The organism is Methylobacterium sp. PvR107 (genome assembly GCF_017833295.1).
Lineage (GTDB): Bacteria > Pseudomonadota > Alphaproteobacteria > Rhizobiales > Beijerinckiaceae > Methylobacterium.
In genome coordinates, this window is the sequence record NZ_JAFIBW010000001.1 from 3,656,336 (window position 1) to 3,673,879 (window position 17,544).

The 17,544-nt window shown below is 65.7% G+C and carries 14 protein-coding genes and 1 pseudogene; 6 read left to right on the forward strand and 9 right to left on the reverse strand.

What is annotated here, in order from left to right; all coding sequences use genetic code 11:
- Positions 1-16: 16 nt before the first annotated feature.
- Both JOE48_RS17265 and JOE48_RS17270 read right to left on the reverse strand, forming a co-directional pair.
- Complete coding sequence (locus JOE48_RS17265) at positions 17-1,396, reverse strand: helix-turn-helix transcriptional regulator (protein WP_210031649.1); 1,380 nt, start codon at positions 1,394-1,396, stop codon at positions 17-19.
- Between the two features lie 256 nt (positions 1,397-1,652).
- Positions 1,653-2,342, reverse strand: coding sequence for a glutathione S-transferase C-terminal domain-containing protein (locus JOE48_RS17270; RefSeq protein WP_210031650.1), 690 nt, complete (start codon positions 2,340-2,342; stop codon positions 1,653-1,655).
- A gap of 309 nt (positions 2,343-2,651) precedes the next feature.
- Here JOE48_RS17270 and JOE48_RS17275 point away from each other — a divergent pair, with 309 nt between their 5' ends.
- On the forward strand, positions 2,652-3,941 hold the full coding sequence (locus tag JOE48_RS17275) for a cystathionine gamma-synthase family protein (protein ID WP_210031651.1): 1,290 nt from the start codon (positions 2,652-2,654) through the stop codon (positions 3,939-3,941).
- Between the two features lie 69 nt (positions 3,942-4,010).
- Here JOE48_RS17275 and JOE48_RS17280 read toward each other — a convergent pair whose 3' ends face one another.
- Positions 4,011-4,898: an alpha/beta fold hydrolase gene (locus JOE48_RS17280; protein ID WP_210031652.1), complete on the reverse strand. Its 888-nt coding sequence runs from the start codon at positions 4,896-4,898 to the stop codon at positions 4,011-4,013.
- Between the two features lie 100 nt (positions 4,899-4,998).
- On the opposite strand from JOE48_RS17280, the gene JOE48_RS17285 reads away from it, so the two are divergent.
- Together JOE48_RS17285 and JOE48_RS17290 are read left to right on the forward strand one after the other, a co-directional pair.
- Positions 4,999-5,982, forward strand: coding sequence for a LysR family transcriptional regulator (locus tag JOE48_RS17285; RefSeq protein ID WP_210031653.1), 984 nt, complete (start codon positions 4,999-5,001; stop codon positions 5,980-5,982).
- A 504-nt stretch (positions 5,983-6,486) separates the two neighbouring features.
- Positions 6,487-8,301: a sodium:proton antiporter gene (locus JOE48_RS17290; RefSeq protein ID WP_312893265.1), complete on the forward strand. Its 1,815-nt coding sequence runs from the start codon at positions 6,487-6,489 to the stop codon at positions 8,299-8,301.
- Between the two features lie 76 nt (positions 8,302-8,377).
- Here JOE48_RS17290 and JOE48_RS17295 read toward each other — a convergent pair whose 3' ends face one another.
- Positions 8,378-9,034: a TetR/AcrR family transcriptional regulator gene (locus JOE48_RS17295; protein ID WP_210031657.1), complete on the reverse strand. Its 657-nt coding sequence runs from the start codon at positions 9,032-9,034 to the stop codon at positions 8,378-8,380.
- Between the two features lie 81 nt (positions 9,035-9,115).
- Here JOE48_RS17295 and JOE48_RS17300 point away from each other — a divergent pair, with 81 nt between their 5' ends.
- Complete coding sequence (locus tag JOE48_RS17300; protein WP_210031658.1) at positions 9,116-9,856, forward strand: 3-oxoacyl-ACP reductase family protein; 741 nt, start codon at positions 9,116-9,118, stop codon at positions 9,854-9,856.
- A 592-nt stretch (positions 9,857-10,448) separates the two neighbouring features.
- On the opposite strand, the gene JOE48_RS17305 is transcribed toward JOE48_RS17300, so the two are convergent.
- The 4 genes from JOE48_RS17305 to JOE48_RS17320 all read right to left on the reverse strand — a co-directional run bounded on the left by JOE48_RS17305 (position 10,449) and on the right by JOE48_RS17320 (position 13,784).
- Positions 10,449-11,396 carry a PDR/VanB family oxidoreductase gene (locus JOE48_RS17305; RefSeq protein ID WP_210031660.1) on the reverse strand — a complete coding sequence of 316 codons (948 nt, stop codon included), beginning with the start codon at positions 11,394-11,396 and terminating at the stop codon, positions 10,449-10,451.
- Positions 11,397-11,400: 4 nt separating this feature from the next.
- Positions 11,401-11,970: an MOSC domain-containing protein gene (locus JOE48_RS17310; protein WP_210031662.1), complete on the reverse strand. Its 570-nt coding sequence runs from the start codon at positions 11,968-11,970 to the stop codon at positions 11,401-11,403.
- On the reverse strand, positions 11,967-12,359 hold the full coding sequence (locus tag JOE48_RS17315) for a Rid family detoxifying hydrolase (RefSeq protein ID WP_210031664.1): 393 nt from the start codon (positions 12,357-12,359) through the stop codon (positions 11,967-11,969). The genes JOE48_RS17310 and JOE48_RS17315 overlap by 4 nt, the downstream gene beginning before the upstream one ends.
- A 96-nt stretch (positions 12,360-12,455) precedes the next feature.
- The gene (locus tag JOE48_RS17320; RefSeq protein WP_409518589.1) at positions 12,456-13,784 is read right to left on the reverse strand and encodes an MFS transporter; all 1,329 of its coding nucleotides are present in this window, start codon (positions 13,782-13,784) and stop codon (positions 12,456-12,458) included.
- 172 nt (positions 13,785-13,956) lie between these two features.
- Between JOE48_RS17320 and JOE48_RS17325 the strand changes: the two genes are divergently transcribed.
- Positions 13,957-14,568, forward strand: coding sequence for a helix-turn-helix domain-containing protein (locus tag JOE48_RS17325; RefSeq protein WP_210031665.1), 612 nt, complete (start codon positions 13,957-13,959; stop codon positions 14,566-14,568).
- A gap of 261 nt (positions 14,569-14,829) precedes the next feature.
- On the opposite strand, the pseudogene JOE48_RS17330 reads toward JOE48_RS17325, so the two are convergent.
- Positions 14,830-15,063, reverse strand: a pseudogene (locus JOE48_RS17330) (winged helix-turn-helix transcriptional regulator); the annotation flags it as partial.
- A gap of 642 nt (positions 15,064-15,705) precedes the next feature.
- Here JOE48_RS17330 and JOE48_RS17335 point away from each other — a divergent pair.
- The gene (locus tag JOE48_RS17335) at positions 15,706-17,532 is read left to right on the forward strand and encodes a hypothetical protein (RefSeq protein ID WP_210031667.1); all 1,827 of its coding nucleotides are present in this window, start codon (positions 15,706-15,708) and stop codon (positions 17,530-17,532) included.
- The last annotated feature ends 12 nt before the right edge of the window (positions 17,533-17,544 follow it).

Genomic DNA, 17,544 nt, shown 5'->3' on the forward strand with positions numbered 1-17,544 from the left:
CGAGACAACGCGTCCATCAGCAATGCGACGGATGTCCATTGAATGCAGACATGGACGTAACAAAACTCAACAGCTCGGCCTGGCGGCTCGTTCCAGTTTTGCTGAAGATCGATTTGAGCTGGCTGCGGACGGTGCTGATTTTAACGCCTGTGCTTTGGGCATAAATTTGCAGGCGCCGCCCGTCCGCAAGGGCCCGCAGCAGCCGTGCTTCAGCTGGGGTGAGATTGAATAAAAGGCTCAGCAAACGATCGTCCAGCGCAGCTGGGGCGCCGACCTGGATTAAAACCAGAAGGATGGCGGAAGCATCAAAGATGTCATTCGAAAAATCCTCGAAGCGTAATACGTGTCCTATGAATGTTCGTTTGTTGTGATGATCACGTAAGGGTATCGCCTGCGCGGCACTCTGTCCGTCGACGATTTTTCCGACCGCTTCTTGTAAAATCCTGCTGTTGATGAGGCTCTTGATGGTCAAGCCGCCATGCTGGCCCGACATGATCGATTCGTCGCGTTCCTCTAAGCGACCGTTCATGGCGAGTATCCGTCCGGACGCGGTCAAGACGGCGGCCGGCAGCCCAATGCGATCCAGCGCTGCTGTCGTGACGCGCGCCCGCTCGTAGCCAAACTGAGCACTGAGGTGGCAAGCACGAACCAGATGTGGTCTCAAGGCATCCAGCCTGGACAAGCTGCAGGGTTCAAACGGGCCGTTTTCAGCTTGGCGCTCGGCGGTCAGGATCGCGAGATCCCCGGTCGGAAGGGGTATGGCGGTGCCGATCTGCCAAGACGGTTTGTCACCGCGGCAGAACGTGCTGTCACAGCAGAAGAAGTCTGCGCCGACGCCGTGGATGAATTGCGTATGTGCCTGCGTATGCCATTGAGCATCGCGCCCGGGCCGTTCGCAAGAGGACAAAGTTATGGTGGAGCTTAATCGGCACTTGAGATCTGGCGAAGCGATCCAGCGCGCCTTTCCGACAGGCGGGAGCACTGCGAGCGTACCCCGGTCCGAACCGGCATAATCTCCCAAGCTTCTGATTGCGTTTGGCCAGAGCTTCGGCGCAACCGCAGCCTCGTAGATCTGAGCGATAACGACGTCGTGCACAGGCTTGCCCCGTGGCTGATTCTGGTCTTTTTCTGCTAGGGCCAATATCAGTCCAAAAACGACGATAGCATCATCTAAATGGGGTATGCGGATCGCTCGATTGACGTCTGCGGGCGAGGCGCAGCTGTTTCGCTCGGCGGCGCCATCCCTATCGAGGGAGGGGCCGGCTCCTTTGCCGATGCAATCGCCGCGCGTGAACTGAATAGGGCTGGGTACCGCCTGCTGCGCGTAGTGTGCGGGCGCTGAGGGAACACTCAGAGGCGGCGGTTCCGCTTCGCGTCCATCCCGGGCATTCGGCAACCTTGGCAAGCATCCCTGAAGCGGTCATCGGCTCAGGCGGAATCACAGGTCGCGCCTGCGCTTGAGCGGCCCTGCGCGATCCGCGATCCGCGATTCGTCGGCGTCGCACGGTCGCGTCGAAGGCTCTCCCTGCCGCCTTCGATCCGACTGATATCGGCCCCCCGACCGCGGTCGTCGAAGCGCCGCCGCCGTCACGCAACGGGAACGGTCACGCGGCTCCGGATCGTCACCGGAAGCTGGAATCCCGCTCTTCGTCTCAGCCCATCAGGCGGTGAATTGCCCTGCAGTGATTGATCAAGTTGGCGTTCGATGACACGCATTTCTTGAGAGGCGTCTCGATGTCGTAGAAGTAGATGTTCGCGATAAACCCGTAGATGGCCGCATCGAAGCTGGACGGTTTCGATCCGAACAGGAAGCCGCTCGCAGGGACGAGGTTTGCGAGTACCTGCAGGTCCGCGGTACCGCGCGCATAGGCTTCCTCCGGCGCGTAGCGGCCGATCCCTTGATAGTGGTAGCGCTGAGCGTTGAACTCCCGTGCCTTCCGGAGTTGCTCGTCCGACAGCTCGGGATGCGCGCCGCGCAAGGCGTCCCTGAACGCTGGCCAGAAGCGTTCATCCTTCCAGCGCGAGTACGACATCACCCAGTACAGGTCGTCCAACATACGGCTGACGAGATGGCCCATCTGCCGGTCGCCGAGCTGGAGCCCGGCATCGATGATCAAGTCATATCGATGCGTGAGATATGCGATGATACGGTCACTGTCGCCGACCGCGTCATCGCCATCGACGATGTAGGGAAGCTGCGCACGGGGCGCGGACGAAGCGTCCAAGATGTGCGTGTGCCTGAACGGCAGCCCGGCAAATTTCAAAAACGCGAAGACCTTCAGGCCATAACCATTGTTGTCGGCCACCCCGAACAGCGCGGGATAGGAGTATAGGGTAAGCATCGCCGCCTCCTGCACGATCGCCGTGATGCGCTGTACGCCTCCCCGAGCCAAGAAGCCCGCGCGCCACGCCGCGACGCCGGCGCCTCGGAACTGCTGGTTCTGACGGCCCGGGTTGCGGCTGCGGCCATGGTCTATCGCCCATGAGCCAGGAGTGACAGTGCGCCGCCAGAGTACCTCAGGCCCTCCGAGACCATCGCCTTATTTCGAAGCCGGCCTTGCTATGCCATGCTCCCTCGCCCGGACGTTTGGATTGGAAGCACAACCGGTCTACCCAGCCCTGCGCTGGGGCTGGGACGGAGCGAGGCCAGCATGTCGGACGACCGCTACCACAAGAAGGTGATCGGCAACCGCCCGCTCCATCCCGAAACGCTCATGCTCGGCTATGGCTACGATCCCGCCCTGTCCGAAGGCGCGGTGAAGCCGCCGGTCTTCCTCACATCGACCTTCGTCTTCACCTCGGCCGAGCACGGCAAAGCCTTCTTCGACTACGTCTCCGGGCGGCGCGAACCCCCGGCTGGCGAGGCGGCGGGACTCGTGTACTCGCGCTTCAATCATCCAAACAGCGAGATCGTCGAGGACCGCCTGGCCGTGTTCGAGGGGGCGGAAAGCGGGCTGGTCTTCTCCTCCGGCATGTCGGCGATCGCGACCACGATCCTGGCCTTCGCACGGCCCGGCGACACGATCCTGCACTCGCAGCCGCTCTACGGCGGCACCGAAACGCTGATTGCCAAGACCCTGGCAGCCTTCGGCATCGCGCCGTTCGGATTTGCCAACGGGGTGGATCCGGCGAGCGTGCGCTCCGCGGCCGACCAAGCGGCCATGGCTGGACGGGTCAGCGTCATCATGGTCGAGACGCCCTCCAACCCGCTCAACACCCTCGTCGATCTCAAGCTGATCCGCGCAATCGCCGACGAGATCGGCGCCCGACAGGGCAGTGATGCGCCGGTCGTAGTCTGCGACAACACCCTGCTCGGTCCGGTCTTCCAGCAGCCGCTGCGCCACGGCGCCGACATCTCGGTCTACTCGCTGACGAAGTATGTCGGCGGCCATTCCGACCTGATTGCCGGCGCCGCCCTCGGCTCAACGGCGCGGATGAGGCCGGTGCGGCAGCTGCGCTCAGCGATCGGGACCGGTCTCGATCCGCATTCCTGCTGGATGCTCGGGCGCTCGCTCGAAACCCTGTCGCTGCGGATGAGTGCGGCCAACCGCAATGGCGAGATTGTGGGCCGCATGCTGGCTGCCCATCCGAAGGTGTCGCGCCTCCACCATCTCGCGCATCTGGACCCCGGATCGCAGCGGGCTCATGTCTATGCCGAGCAATGCGCAGCGCCAGGCTCGACATTCTCGTTCGACGTTGTCGGCGGCGAGGTAGAGGCGTTTCAGGTCCTCAACGCTCTTCAGTTGTTCAAGCTGGCCGTCAGCCTGGGCGGCACGGAATCGCTTGCCAGCCACCCGGCCTCCACGACACATTCGGGTGTGCCGAAGGCCGTGCGCGACCGCCTCGGCATCACGGACGCGACGATCAGGGTATCGATCGGAATTGAGCATCCAGACGACTTGGTCGCCGACCTGCTCGCAGCGCTCGCTGTTCTCGGCTGAGCGGCCTCCGTATCCAATCATTCCGCGATTGGTACGGGCCTCCGGTGGTTGAGGTCGGTCGTCTGCACCTCAGGGGCTGCCGAGGCTGCGGCCAAGGAAGTCCTGAATCATCGGCGCCATGACATCGAGCTTGTCTTCGAGGGCGAAGTGTCCGGTATCAAGCAGATGAAGCTCGGCATCGGGTAGGTCTCGCAGATACGGGTGTGCGCCCTCGGCCGGAAAGATGGTGTCGTTCCGGCCCCAGACGATCAGCGTCGGCGGCTTGTGCGCGCGGAAAAAGGCCTGGAATTGCGGGTAGAGCGGTACGTTGGTGCCGTAGTCGCGAAAGAGGTCGAGCTGGATATCCTTGTTGCCCGGCCTGTCGAGCAACACTTGGTCGTGCAGCCAATTGTCCGGATCGATCCGGGTCACGTCGGCCACGCCGTCGACATACTGAAACCTCGTCGTTTCCGGCGCGACGAGGAAGGCAAGAGCATTGCGCCGCTCCGGGGTATCCTCGCGCCAGTAGGCCTTGATCGGATCCCAGAACGCCTTCAGCCCCTCCTCGTAGGCGTTGCCGTTCTGGACGACCAGCGCGCTGACACGCTCGGGATGCTTCAGGGCGAGCCGATAGCCGACCGGAGCACCGTAATCCATCACGTACATCGCGTAACGGTCCACGCCCATTTGGGAGAGCAGTCCGTCGACGAGGTCGGCGTAGTGCGCGAACGTGTATGCGAACTCCCGGTGGTCGGGCGCGTCGCTGCCGCCGAAGCCTGGATAGTCGGGTGCGATGACGCGATAGCGATCCGCCAGGAGAGGGATGAGATTGCGGAACATGTGCGATGAGGTCGGGAAGCCGTGCAACAACAACACGACCGGTGCGCCCGCCGGGCCGGCTTCTCGGTAGAAGACGTTCACGTCCTCGACTTTGGCGGTGCGGTAATAGGTGACCGGAATGCTGGCAGGATAAGTCACATGGCCCCCTTCATATCGAACCGTTTGATCGAAGTTAGCGTATTGTGAACCACGGCAGAATGCCTAAGCTGCGGAATCCTTGATTTCGCGGGGCGGAACAATGATCGACCGTCTCGACGCGATGCGGGTGTTCGTCACCGCCCTCGACGAGGGTAGCCTCGCATCCGCTGGCCGACGCCTCAATCGCTCACCCGCCGCCGTGACGCGGGCCATCGCCGCTCTCGAGAGCCATGTCGGAGCTCAGCTCCTGCACCGGACGACACGACGGCTGCAATTGACCGAGGCTGGCGAGGAATATGCCGCCGTCTGCCGCAGGGTGCTGGCGGACTTGGATGATGCCGACCTTGCCGTTGCCGGGAGCCGGGCTGCGCCGCGTGGCATCCTGACCGTCACCGCCCCGGTGATGTTCGGGACACGTGTCCTGCGCCCGATCGTGGGTGAATTCCTCAAGGCCTATCCTGCGATGCAGGTCCGTTACCTGCTGCTCAATCGGATGACGAGCCTCCTCGATGAGGGCATCGACGTCGCGCTCCGGATCGCCCCGCTGCAGGATTCCAACCTGATAGCGGTACGCATCGGCGAAGTGCGCCGCGTTCTGTGCGCATCGCCCAAGTATCTGGCCGGCCGGCCGCCCATCGCATCCCTGTCCGATCTGGCGCAGCACGACGCCATCGGGATCGAGCCCACGAGCCCGGACGATATCTGGAGCTTCCCGCCCGTCGCTGGCGGCAGGATCCCCCGCACGGTCCGCGTCAAGCCTCGCCTGATGGTCAACACCGACGAGGCCGCCGTCAGTGCGGCGGTCGACGGCGAAGGCATCGTCCGGATCTTTTCCTATAAGATCCAGCACGAAGTCTCGGGCGGCAGCTTGGTCGTTCTGCTACCCGAGGACGAACCGCCTCCGGTGCCCGTACATCTTATCACGCTACCTGACCGGCTGTCGCTCGCGAAGGTGCGGGCCTTCATGGACTTCGCCGCCGCTCGCCTCAAGGCCGAGTTCGACTGCATGCCGCCGCACCCCGCGGAGCCAAGTTCCCCCCGGGACTTGCTCGACGAAGATTTTGCGCCAGCCAATGTTGCCTGACCAGGATGCCACCGACTCTCAGTCGAGATCGCCATGACCGCTCGCCGGTTGGATCTCGCGCCGTGCCAACCGTTCACCGCCGCAACCGCGGATCGTCCTGCGTGACGCCGCTTTCGGGCAGGATGGCATTCCGGGCGAGGCGGCGGCCGCTCTGCCAGTTGGACGGCCCGCGCGCGAGTCGGTTCAGGGCGTATGGCCCCTCGGCCCACCGTGCAGGCAGCCCCGGGGCAAGAGCTCTGCGCTGGCATACAAGCTATGCCGCTCACGTGTGACGCGAACCGGCGCCTCACTGATCGGCGCCGGGTCTTGAGGCCCCATCGAACACGCCGCCGAGGCGGGAACCGCGGTGCAGCCGCGCGATTGGCGTAGGCGCACGTGCCGAGCTCCGCGCCCGTCCGGGCACGGGCTGCGCGATCATCGACGGCCCCACCCACGATCCCCTTGGTTCGGCCGCCTTGGCGCGAGGCCGGATCCCTGTCCAACGCGTCGCGCATGGAACACAGTGTGACGACAGCGGTCCTCTGTATCGTCGGTGGCGGCATCGCCGCCCAGGTCCTCGCAGCCCGACTGCGCATCCCCGCGATCGTCCTCCTGCTGGCGCTCGGCTTTCTGGTCGGGCCCTTGCTCGGTTGGCTGCACCCGTCCCGTGACTTCGGGCCGAACCTGCGTCCGCTGATCGGCCTGGCGGTGGCCGTCGTGGTGTTCGAAGGTGGCCTTGCCCTCGACTTTCGTGAGTTGCGAGCGGCGGGCGAGGGCGTGCTCCGGCTCACCGCCTTCGCCCTGCCGATCAACTTCCTCCTCGGCGCGCTTGCCGCCCACCTGATCGGCGGGATGATGTGGGGACCGGCTTGCGTGTTCGGTGCCATCCTCGTCGTCACAGGGCCGACCGTGATCCTGCCGCTCCTGCGCAACGCCCGCTTGGAACGGCGTTCGGCCGCCTTCCTGAAGTGGGAGGCCATCATCAATGATCCCGTCGGAGCCATCCTCACGGCCGTCGTCATCGAGATCCTGGTGGGTGTGCCCCACCAGGTCGGCGAGGATCCGGCGACCGCGCTGATGCTTCACGTCGCCGAGGGCGTGGTGGTGGCGTGCGCCCTCGGCGCCGGCTCAGCCCTGCTGGTGGCCTGGGCATTCCGACGCGATCTCATCCCGGAGACGTTGAAGACGCCGGTGCTGCTCGCGCTTGCGCTCGTTGCCTACGTCGTGCCGAACCTGCTCATGCACGAGGCCGGGCTGATCGGCGCGACCGTGTTCGGCATCGCGCTCGCGAACCGCCACGTGCCGGGATTGTCCGAACTCCGCCGCTTCAAAGAGGCGCTCGTCGTCCTGCTCGTGTCATGCCTGTTCGTCGTGCTGACCGCCGATCTCGACCTCGCACTCATCGGTAAGCTGTCCGTGCCCATTCTCGGGCTGACGGCGGCCATCCTGTTCGCGGTTCGCCCGGCGGCGATCTGGATGGCCACTCTGCGAAGCGACCTGTCTTTGCGGGAGCGCCTGTTCGTAGGGTGGATCGGCCCTCGCGGCATCGTCGCGGCGGCGGTCGCGGGATTGGCGGGGCCACGCCTCAGCGAGGCGGGCTATGCCGGCGGCGACCTGATCCAGCCCACCGTGTTCGCGGTCATCGTCGCAAGCGTGATCGCCCACGGCTTCTCGCTGGGACCGCTCGCCCGTCGGTTTGGCCTGTCGACCGCGGCCGATACGCAGCGCCTCGCCGTGATCGGAGCCTCCCCGTGGGCAAGCGATCTGGTCATTGCCCTGCACCGGGCGGGCGTGCCGGTCGTGCTGGTCGACACCTATCCCGGTGCGCTGTTGGCCGCGCGGAATGCGGCTGTGCCGACGCTGCAGGCCGAACTCCTGTCACGACACGCCGAGGAAGGCCTGTCGGACCATCCGCCGGATTACCTGCTCGCCGCGACCAGGGACGATCTCTATAACGCCCTCGTATGTACGCGGCTGGCTCCGGAGATCGGTCGCGAGCGGGTCTACCAGCTTGCCCCGTCCGAGACCCACCTGCTGCACGAGGACACCGGCGTCAGCCGGGATGCCCGCGGGAAAGTGTTCGGTGACGCAGACGCAAACTTCGATGCATTGGCCGAGCGGCACGCGGCCGGTTGGCGCTTCCAGGTCGCTGCGTCGGAGGCCGCCGAGCAGACGGACGTGATCCGTCTGCTGATCATCAAGGCTGACGGCAGTCTCGACTTTGTCTCAGCGGATCACGAGGCGAACGACATGGCCGCGGGCGACCGGCTGCTCATCCTGACGGCCGTGCGTGCGGCAACGGCCGAGCCGGAGGCCCACATGACCACCGTCTCTGCCTGACGCCGACGGTCGGGATTGTGCGCGTTTCGGCCTTCCGGCGGCTGTCGCCGGCATCTCCGAAGGCGGATGACGGCCTTTAGCGGCCGACCCGTGCATCCCACCCCACCATCGTGAGTTGGGCGACGGCCTCAAGCTCCTCGCGGCTCGCACCATCGCGCGCCTGGAGCGACATGCCGTTCTGCACAGTGAGCACGAAGCGGGCGAGCGCGGCAACGTCGACCGAGGCGCCGAACTCGGCCTCCGCGACCGCGCGATGAAACCGCGCCTCGACCCGTCTGAGTCCTTGAGCCCGGGCTGTCCGCACCATATCGCCAAGTTCTGCGTGTCCTTCGCTGCCGGCCGCCGACAGCGTCACCATGCATCCGAGCGGCTCCTCGCGTCCGCGGAAGCCTGTGAGCGCAGCGGCCGAATCCATCAGGAGCGCCTCGACGGCCTCGCGGGCGGTCTTTGCCGCGGCGAAGTTGGCCCAGGCCATCGCCTCGTATTGCTCGCCATAGTGGCGCAGCGCCTCGGCGTAGAGGGCCTCCTTCGAGCCGAAGGCTGCGTAGAGGCTCGGCGAGCCAATCCCCATCACCGCAGTGAGATCGGAGATGGATGTCGCGGCAAAGCCCCGGCACCAGAACAACCGCATCGCCTGTCCCAGAGCAGCCTCACGGTCGAAGGTCCGGGGACGGCCGCGCCCGCGGGCCGGCGCTGCCTCAGCCTCGGCTGATGTCGAAGGCGATTTCTGCATCGATCGATAGATAAACGCCTTGACCCGGACCCACAACGCATCTAGCCATTTATGTGTCGTTCACTACAGAAAGATCGAGACATGAGCGAACTGGCCGGCAAGCGTGCCCTGGTGACGGGCGCATCACGCGGCATCGGCGCTGCCATTGCTCTGGCGCTCGCCGACCGGGGCGCGGATGTCGCCATCACCTACGAACGATCCGTTGAGCGGGCGGCAGGAATCGTCCGCGCCATCGAGGCGAAGGGCCGCCGCGCGATCGCCGTCCAGGCCGACAGCGCCGACGCATCGGCGGTGAGGCGCTCGGTCGATGAAACGGCCGAAAGCCTCGGCGGTCTCGATATCCTGGTCAACAACGCCGGCATCGCCCGCGGCGGACCGGTTGCGGAGATGAGTCTCGCCGACGTCGACGCCATCCTCGACGTCAACGTCCGCTCCGTCGTGCTGGCTTCGCAGGCGGCCATCCCGCACCTCACGGAGGGCGGCCGGATCATTTCCATCGGCTCATGCCTCGGGGAGCGGGTCCCGTTCCCTGGCGTGACGGTCTACTCCATGTCGAAATCGGCCTTGCTCTCGTTCACGCGCGGTCTTGCGCGTGAACTCGGTCCGCGCGGCATCACCGTGAACCTCGTGCAGCCGGGATCGACCGACACCGACATGAACCCGGCGGATGGCGCTCAATCGGACACGCAGCGGGCGATGACCGCGCTCGGTCATTACGGGAAACCTGAAGATATCGCGGCCGCGGTGGCGTTCCTGGCGAGCCCGGCCGCGCGCCAGATCACCGGCACCACCCTCACGGTCGACGGTGGGGCGAACGCGTGAGCCTCTTCAGCGGACGTGGGCCGATCTCAAGCTCGGTCGCGTAGGATTGGAATGGGCCGCTCCGCTCCCACACGGAGCGGCTCCCGCGCCCGGATTCAAGGCTGGAGCCGATGGCCCAGAGATCGCGCCGTAGGCTCAGCGTCCACGGCTCCCTGTGATGGCGATCCGCGTGCCACCCGGGTACTGGGAGCGCGCGCTCGAGCGGTCCTCTTCGACGATCATTCGAGGCTGCTCAGTCGTGCGCACGTCACCGCCCCGGTACGATCGGTTCTTCCGGCTTGCCCGACCAATCCGGCAGCAGGCACCTCGACCCCAACGGCGTCGGCAAACTGAAACGGGCCCCCTCCCAAGGGTGAGACCTGTCGCCTTCGACAAGGCAGCCGCGCCGGTCCTCCGGTATCGTCGGGTCGGTACCAGGTTGCAGCCTCTCCGGCACGACCGTCCCCGAAGCGGACCGGCCACTTTCGGTCAATCCTGTCGTTGCGGGTGGCTTGCCTGAAGCTCTCGAATGACGGCCATCATTCCGAAGCGGAAGGACAGCGGAGCCCATACTCGTCTCGGACGCGAACGTGACTCATCGTCAGCGGCCACTCTAGAGATCGAGCGTAATCGTCACGCGGGCCCGGGAAACGCAGGGCATCATCCGGTCCTGCCGCTTGGCAACCGGTAGCACGACGTCGCGATGGATCACGGTGCCCCCGCGGTAGCCGCACTCGCAGGAGCCGCACACCCCGATCTCGCAGGATGAGGGCATCGCAAAGCCGTGGCGTCGCAGCATTTCGAGAAGCGACACATCGGCAGGGACGTGAACGACCGCCCCGGTCGACGCAATCAGCGCGTCGAAGGGTTCGGGTTTGTAGTTCTCGTCGGTTATTGGCACGAAGTGCTCGACATGCACGCGCTCCTCCGGCCATCCCGCAGCCGCCAGCCCGGCCTGCACGGCCTCCGTGAGCCCGTGCGGCCCGCAGGCATAGGCATGGATCCCGTCGCCCGGCGCCCCCAGCGCCGCGGGATCGAAGCGCAAGCCCTCCGAAGAGAACCAGCAACGAAGCCGATCGCCGCAGACCGCCCGCAACTCGGGCAGCAGAGGCGCCTGGTCGGCCGAACGCGCGCATATGTGGAGCGTGAAGTCGGCGCCGGTCGCGGCGAGGCGCCGGGCCATGGCGGCGAGCGGCGTCACGCCGATGCCGCCGCCGATCAGCAGATGGCGCTGCGCGTCGGGGGCGAGACCGAAGTTGTTGCGCGGGTGCGAGACGTGCGTGATGGCGCCTATGGTCAGGTTGGCATGCATCCACAGGGAACCGCCGCGACCCGCATCCTCACGCTTGATCGCCAGAACGTACCGGCCCCGGTCGGCTGGATCGCCGCAGAGCGAATACTGGCGCGTGCGGCCATCCGGAAGGCGCAAGTCAACATGCGCGCCGGGCTCCCAGGTCGGAAGTTCGGGGCGCTGCGGGTGTACGAGCGTCAGGCGCAGCACCTCCGGCGTGGTGGCGACGGCCTCCACCACCGTCAGCTTCATGACGATGCGTGCGGACACCGGCTCAATCCACCAGCGCGATCGCGTCGCCCGGGCGAATGATCCCGCCGCGCTCGATCTCGCAATTCAGGCCCGAGCGGTTGTAGAGCGGCAGGTAGACCGGCGATCCCAGCAGTTCCTCTAGATACTTGCACGGGAAGTTGAGACGCCCGCCGCGCAGGATCACCGCACCCACGCGGAAACGGCGCCCGACAAGGTGGTTGAGCGGCACGCCACGCACCGTGAGGTTCCTGCGGTGATCGATGGGTGCAAGGTGGATTGGGCCACCCTGGAGAGGCGGGTCGTTGCGCGCGAGGGCATCGAGCGCCTCCTGCTCGATGAGCGTCACCTCGCGGGTATCGGGCTTGGGCGAGTAGGTCCCCGTCCCGAGGAAGTAGCGGTCACCTTGGATGCCGCGACCGGCGACACAGTGGGCCTCGGTCAACTCCTCCATCTCGTAGCTGGCCGCCGGCGCGATGTGGATGTTGAGCAGCGTGCCTTGCCAACCGGTCGCACCGCCCGGCACGCCCGTCGCGACCGAACCGGCAGCGTGGGCGAAAGCCCCGACATGGCGCGGTACAGACGTCTCGCTCATCGTGCGGGTCCCGTCGCGAGCGCGATCGCCTCGACCTCGACCAGCGCATCGCGGGGCAGGCGTGCGACCTCGACGGTCGAGCGCGCCGGTGCGGCGCCGGGAAAGTGTTCGGCATAGACCGCGTTCATGGCGGCGAAGTCGTTCATGTCCTTCAGGAACACCGTCGTCTTGGCCACGCTCGCGAGGCTGGCGCCGCCAGCTTCCAAGACTGCGGCGAGATTGGACAGCGAGCGGCGCGTCTGCGCTTCGATGCCCTCCGGGAACGCCCCCGTAGCCGGATCGATCGGCAACTGCCCCGAGGCGAACACGAGATCGCCGATGCGGGTCGCCTGCGCGTAGGGGCCGACGGCTGGGGCTGCTGCCTCCGTGGCGATGATGGTCCTGTCCAAATCCGTCTCCCCGTCTCGTGATGGCGTCCAACGGTATTCCATTTCAGTGGACATACGTCCACTGCATGAGTCGCGTTTCAAGCGCCGTGACGCCGTTCAGTCGATCGGCCGTCGCGCCGTCTCAGGCGCCGCGAACGTCGCCACGAGCGTGATGCAGGCGAGCGCGATTAGGTAGGCCGAAATGGGCCACGTTGCGCCGCCGCTCCAGGCGAGCAGGGCAGCGGCGATCAGGGGTGTGAAGCCGCCGCTCAGCGCCGCGCCGACCTGGAAACCGAGGGAGGCGCCGCTGTAGCGCAGGCGGGCATCGAACAGTTCGGACATCCACGCAGCCCCGGTCCCGAACATGATGCCTTGCCCGAAGCTCAAGGCCACCGCGACGGTCAGCGTGATGATCGTCGGGTCGCGCGTGTCGAGAAGCTGGAACATCGGGAAGGCGAAGGCGATCGAGAACAGGCAGGCGGCGATGAACAACGTCTTGCGCCCGTAGCGATCGGACAGCCAGCCGAAGACGGGAATCGTGAAAAGCTCGATGATGGCGGCGATCAGGATGCCGTTCAGGATCACGCCGCGCGACAGACCCAGTTGGCCGGTGACGTAGGAGATCGAGAATACGGTCACGACGCTGACGTAGGCGATCTCGGAGACCTTCAGGCCGACGGCCTTCAAGAACATGCCAGGATGCTCGGTGAGGATCTCCATCACCGGCAGCCGCGCCGTCACCGCCCGCTCCTTGATCCGCCGGAAGGCCGGGGTTTCGTGAAGCCGCAGGCGGATGAACAATCCGACGCCGACGAGGAGCGCGCTTGCCAGGAACGGGACGCGCCAGCCCCACGACAGGAACGCCGCCTCCGGCAGCAGACCGGTCAGCGCGAAGGCGCCGATCGAGAGGATCACGCCGATCGGGTATCCGAGCTGAACGATGCTCCCGAAGAAGCCGCGCCGTTCCGCCGGCACGCTCTCCACCACCATCAGCACGGCCCCACCCCACTCGCCGCCGATGCCGATGCCCTGGACGAGGCGCAGGGCGACGAGGAGAATCGGTGCGAGGATGCCGATCTGCCCGTAGGTCGGCAGGCACCCGATCAGGAAGGTGCCGAGGCCCATGATCATCAGGGTCAGCGACAGCATGGCCTTGCGCCCGATCCTGTCGCCGAAATGCCCGAAGACCGCTCCGCCCAGCGGCCGGGCCAGGAACCCGACGGCGTATGACCCGAAGGCCGCGATCGTGCCGACCACGGGGTCGATACTGGGGAAGAACAGCTTGTTGAAGACGAGGGCGCTGGCCGTTCCGTAGATCAGGAAGTCGTACCATTCGACGGTGGTGCCGATGACGCTCGACCAGACGATCTGACGCCGTTCTGCGGTCGTGACCGCGCCGGACCCGGCAATCCGGATCGCCTCCGCTGGCATCGCGACGTCGAGCATGGCCGGGCATCCACTTTGAGAGATGAATTTCCACTCGGCTTGATACAAGCTCCATGCCAATTCCCGCGGCCGGCCGTCCGGGCGCACCCACATGGCCTGTGCTAAGCACCGATCGATCAGCCTCCGGCGGTCACGAACGAGGACAGTGCCGGAGGACCAGGACGGGACGCGAATGACGATCACGGCAGAGGGGCGGCGGGTCCAGATCGAGGCTGAGACGCGCTCTCAGATCCAAGTGCTTGCCGAGGAGATCCGGCGCAGACGGAAGGAGCAGGATCTCTCCCTCGAAGCCTTGGCATCCCTGTCCGGGGTCAGCCGCTCGATGATCTCAAAGATCGAGCGCGGCGAGGCCGTGCCGTCGACGGCGGTCCTCTCGCGCCTCGCCGAGGCGCTGGGTGTGACCTTCTCCAGGCTGATGGCACCCACCACCGAAGTGGAGGTGCTTCTGATCCCGGCGTCCCGCCAACCGGTGCTGCGCGATGAGGCGTCGGGATTCCTGCGCCGGTGTCTCTCTCCGGTGCTGCCTGGACGGGGGATCGACTGGGTGCTCAACACGCTCCCGCCGGGCGCAACCACGGGCGAGTTCGTCGCCCACCGCCGCGGCGTGTCGGAGTACATTTTCGTGCTGAAGGGACGCCTGCGCGCGACGATCGGCGATCGCGCGGTCGTGGTCGAAGAGGGCGACAGCTTGTATTTCGAGGCTGATGCCGGGCACGCCTTCACCAATCTCGGGATGGAGGCGTGCCAGTATTTCCTGGTGATCGACGCCACGCGGCTGCGCTGAGGTTTCGCCGGCGAGGGTGCGCCTCGCTCGGTTGAAGCGTGCCGGTGCGGCTGCCGGCCGACATGTGGCGTCTCGAGACCGGGCCTTTGCGGTCAGCCAGTCACGAAATGCGGCGCCCGTGGTCGACCAGCATGGGCTCGCCTGGGTCGGGCGATCGCGGCCGCAACGCGTTCACGCACGGTCACGCATAGGGCCAAGCTTGAGCAACAGGGCGGCAACCAAGTGGTGTCCCGCGCAGGTCCTGCGCGCTCAGACGCGCTCTCACGGCCTCGTTTTGATCCTGTCATGCTCGTCGTTGGCCGCGTCTATCGCCGCACCGTTGTCGAGGGCCCACGCGAAGAGCGCCTCGAAGGGCTGGCGGAGTGAATGGCCGAGCGGGGTGATCGCATACTCGACGTTGATCGGTGAGGTCGGCAGCACCGTCCGGGTCACCAGACCGTTGCGCTCCAGCCGCTTCAACGCGTCCGCCAGCGCCTTGTGACCTGCCCCCACGAGGTAGTTCGTCGCCATTGCCCGTGCGTTCGAAGCCGACCCACTCAAGCTGTTCGCTCGGTTACTCGATCCGGACGGTGTGGAAGTGGCGGGCGATACCGTGCCATGATGGCTGACCCGACCCTACCGGCTACTCGGCGCAGAAACCGGACCTTCGGCTTTGCGCCCATCCCGGTCATGCAGATGGCCAGACGATATCCCGTAAGCGGACCCTCTTGGCTGCGCTCGGCTCTTCGAATTGTGGACCACATATTCCCGGCGGCATTCCTCCGGCATGCGGAACTTTGACCCGGTCCGCAGACGCGTCGGAATCGGCGATTGGCCGACCGTGATCGTCGGCGAGTCGTATCCGTCCGCCCACGGCAAGATCGGCCCCTCGCGCGTCAGCGTCGCGACAAGGAGGAGACCGAAGACATCAGCTACCCCGCGCACTTGGATAAATATTTTTGCAACTTCCGCAATGCGCTCGTTGGGCGGCAAAGTATCGAGAGCCATACCAAATAGGATCCGGGCTCGAAACTCAATTCAAAAGGTGGATCTCGACGGTCATTGTCAGAATTGGCGGCGACGGATAGCGTCCCGAATCGACGGGCGTCCAGTCTTTTGGAGGGCTTTGGGCGATTCCTGTCGGATCGGGAGGCGGCCATGGCCAAGGTTTCGGCAACCAAGGGCTCCTTGAAGGTTACGGCGCACAGGGGCGACGCTAAGACACTGCTCGCCTTCGATCTCCTGCAAGAGTCCGCTCGCGAGAACCTCGCCGGCTTCACGATCTCGGCGGCGCCGCCCAGCGTGGCGCCCTATTTCCTACAGAACAACCTGCGCTTTGAAGATCCCGCGGCGCACGCGCAGGATCCCATGGAAGCCGCCTTCTCCTCGATCAACGCGCCGTTCCACAAGTTCCGCTGGGTTCACGTTCCCGGCATCATCCACCAGGGCCTCAGGCCGGCCTTCGGTATGTACGAGTACGTGGTTACACCACGCTACTTCGATGCCCGGCACTCCATGCTCCCGCTGGATCCCGACAGGAGCGTGTCGATCCAAATCGAGGTCGTGCCCTTCGTCAAAGGCGGCCTGTCGGTCGGATTCACCCGCGGTTTCACCCAGTCGCAGGCGTTCGTGAACCGCTTCGGCCGCGATGCCTCGATCCGGCCGAGCGACGCCCCTCTACAGTGGGACACCGCGCAGACCTCCGGCCGCAACGCCCGCGGCGAGACGTTCACCTACGCACAGCAGTACGAATGGCTCGGGTTCACGGCGCGCGACATGGTTTTCGGCGTGCTGGACGAAGTCGCAGCCGACCAAGGCCTCAGGCTGGACGTTTTCGCCTACGACCTAAACGAGCCCGACATCGTGGGACGCCTTCTGGCGATCGGGGAAGCCGGGCGGGCCCGCATCATCCTGGACGACGCGGCTCTGCACCACGACGCCCACAAGCCCAAGCCGGAGGACGAATTTGCGGCCCTGTTCGCGGACAAGGCCGGGGGCGAAAACATCAAGCGCGGGCATTTCGGCCGCTACGCGCACGACAAGGTCTTCGTCGTCTCGCGCGGGGAGACGCCGGTGAAGGTGCTCACGGGCTCGACAAATTTTTCGGTCACCGGTCTGTACGTGAACTCGAACCACGTCCTGGTCTTCGAAGAGGGCGAGGTCCCCGGCCACTACGCGAAGCTGTTCCGCGAGGCCTGGGAGCAAGGCGTCCGCGCGCCCGCCTTCCGCGCTTCGGATCTGGCCGTGCAGCCGTTCGCGTTCGGCGGCGATCAGGAGGCCGCCGGCAGCATTACGTTCTCTCCACACGACGAGGCGACGGCTCGGAGCATCCTGGACGGACTGGTGCAGCGAGTCGGGGCGGAATCCCAGGTTCCGGGCGGACGCGGAAGCGTCCTCTTCGCCGTGATGGAACTCGGCGGAACGGCCGAGAACCCCGTCTACGACGCCCTCAACGCGATCCATGCGGACGACGAGGTCTTCAGCTTCGGCATCAGTGATAATCCCGACGGTATCGCCCTCTACAAGCCCGGGACCCGGCAGGGGGTTCTGGTAACTGGCCGCCCCGTCAACACGCAGTTGCCGCCGCCGTTCAACCAAATCCCGAACATCGGCGGCGTGAAGCACCAGATCCACCACAAGTTCGTGGTCTGTGGGTTCAACGGACCCGATCCGGTGGTCTATTGCGGATCGTCGAACCTAGCCCTCGGCGGGGAGGTCGCGAACGGCGACAACCTCCTAGCCATCCGGGACGGAGACGTGGCCACCGTCTTCGCGATCGAGGCGCTCGCGCTCGTGGACCACTTCAACTTCCTGAACTCCGTCGCGAAGGGACCCAGAGCCTCTAAAGACGCCAAGCGAACCGCCTCCGATCGCCAGGGGGCGGTGCAGGCAGGCTGGTTCCTGGGAACCGACGACGGATGGGTCTCAAAGTTCTTCGACCCGCACGACCTGCGCAACAGGGACAGGGAGCTGTTCGCCGACTGAACCCCGGTCGAC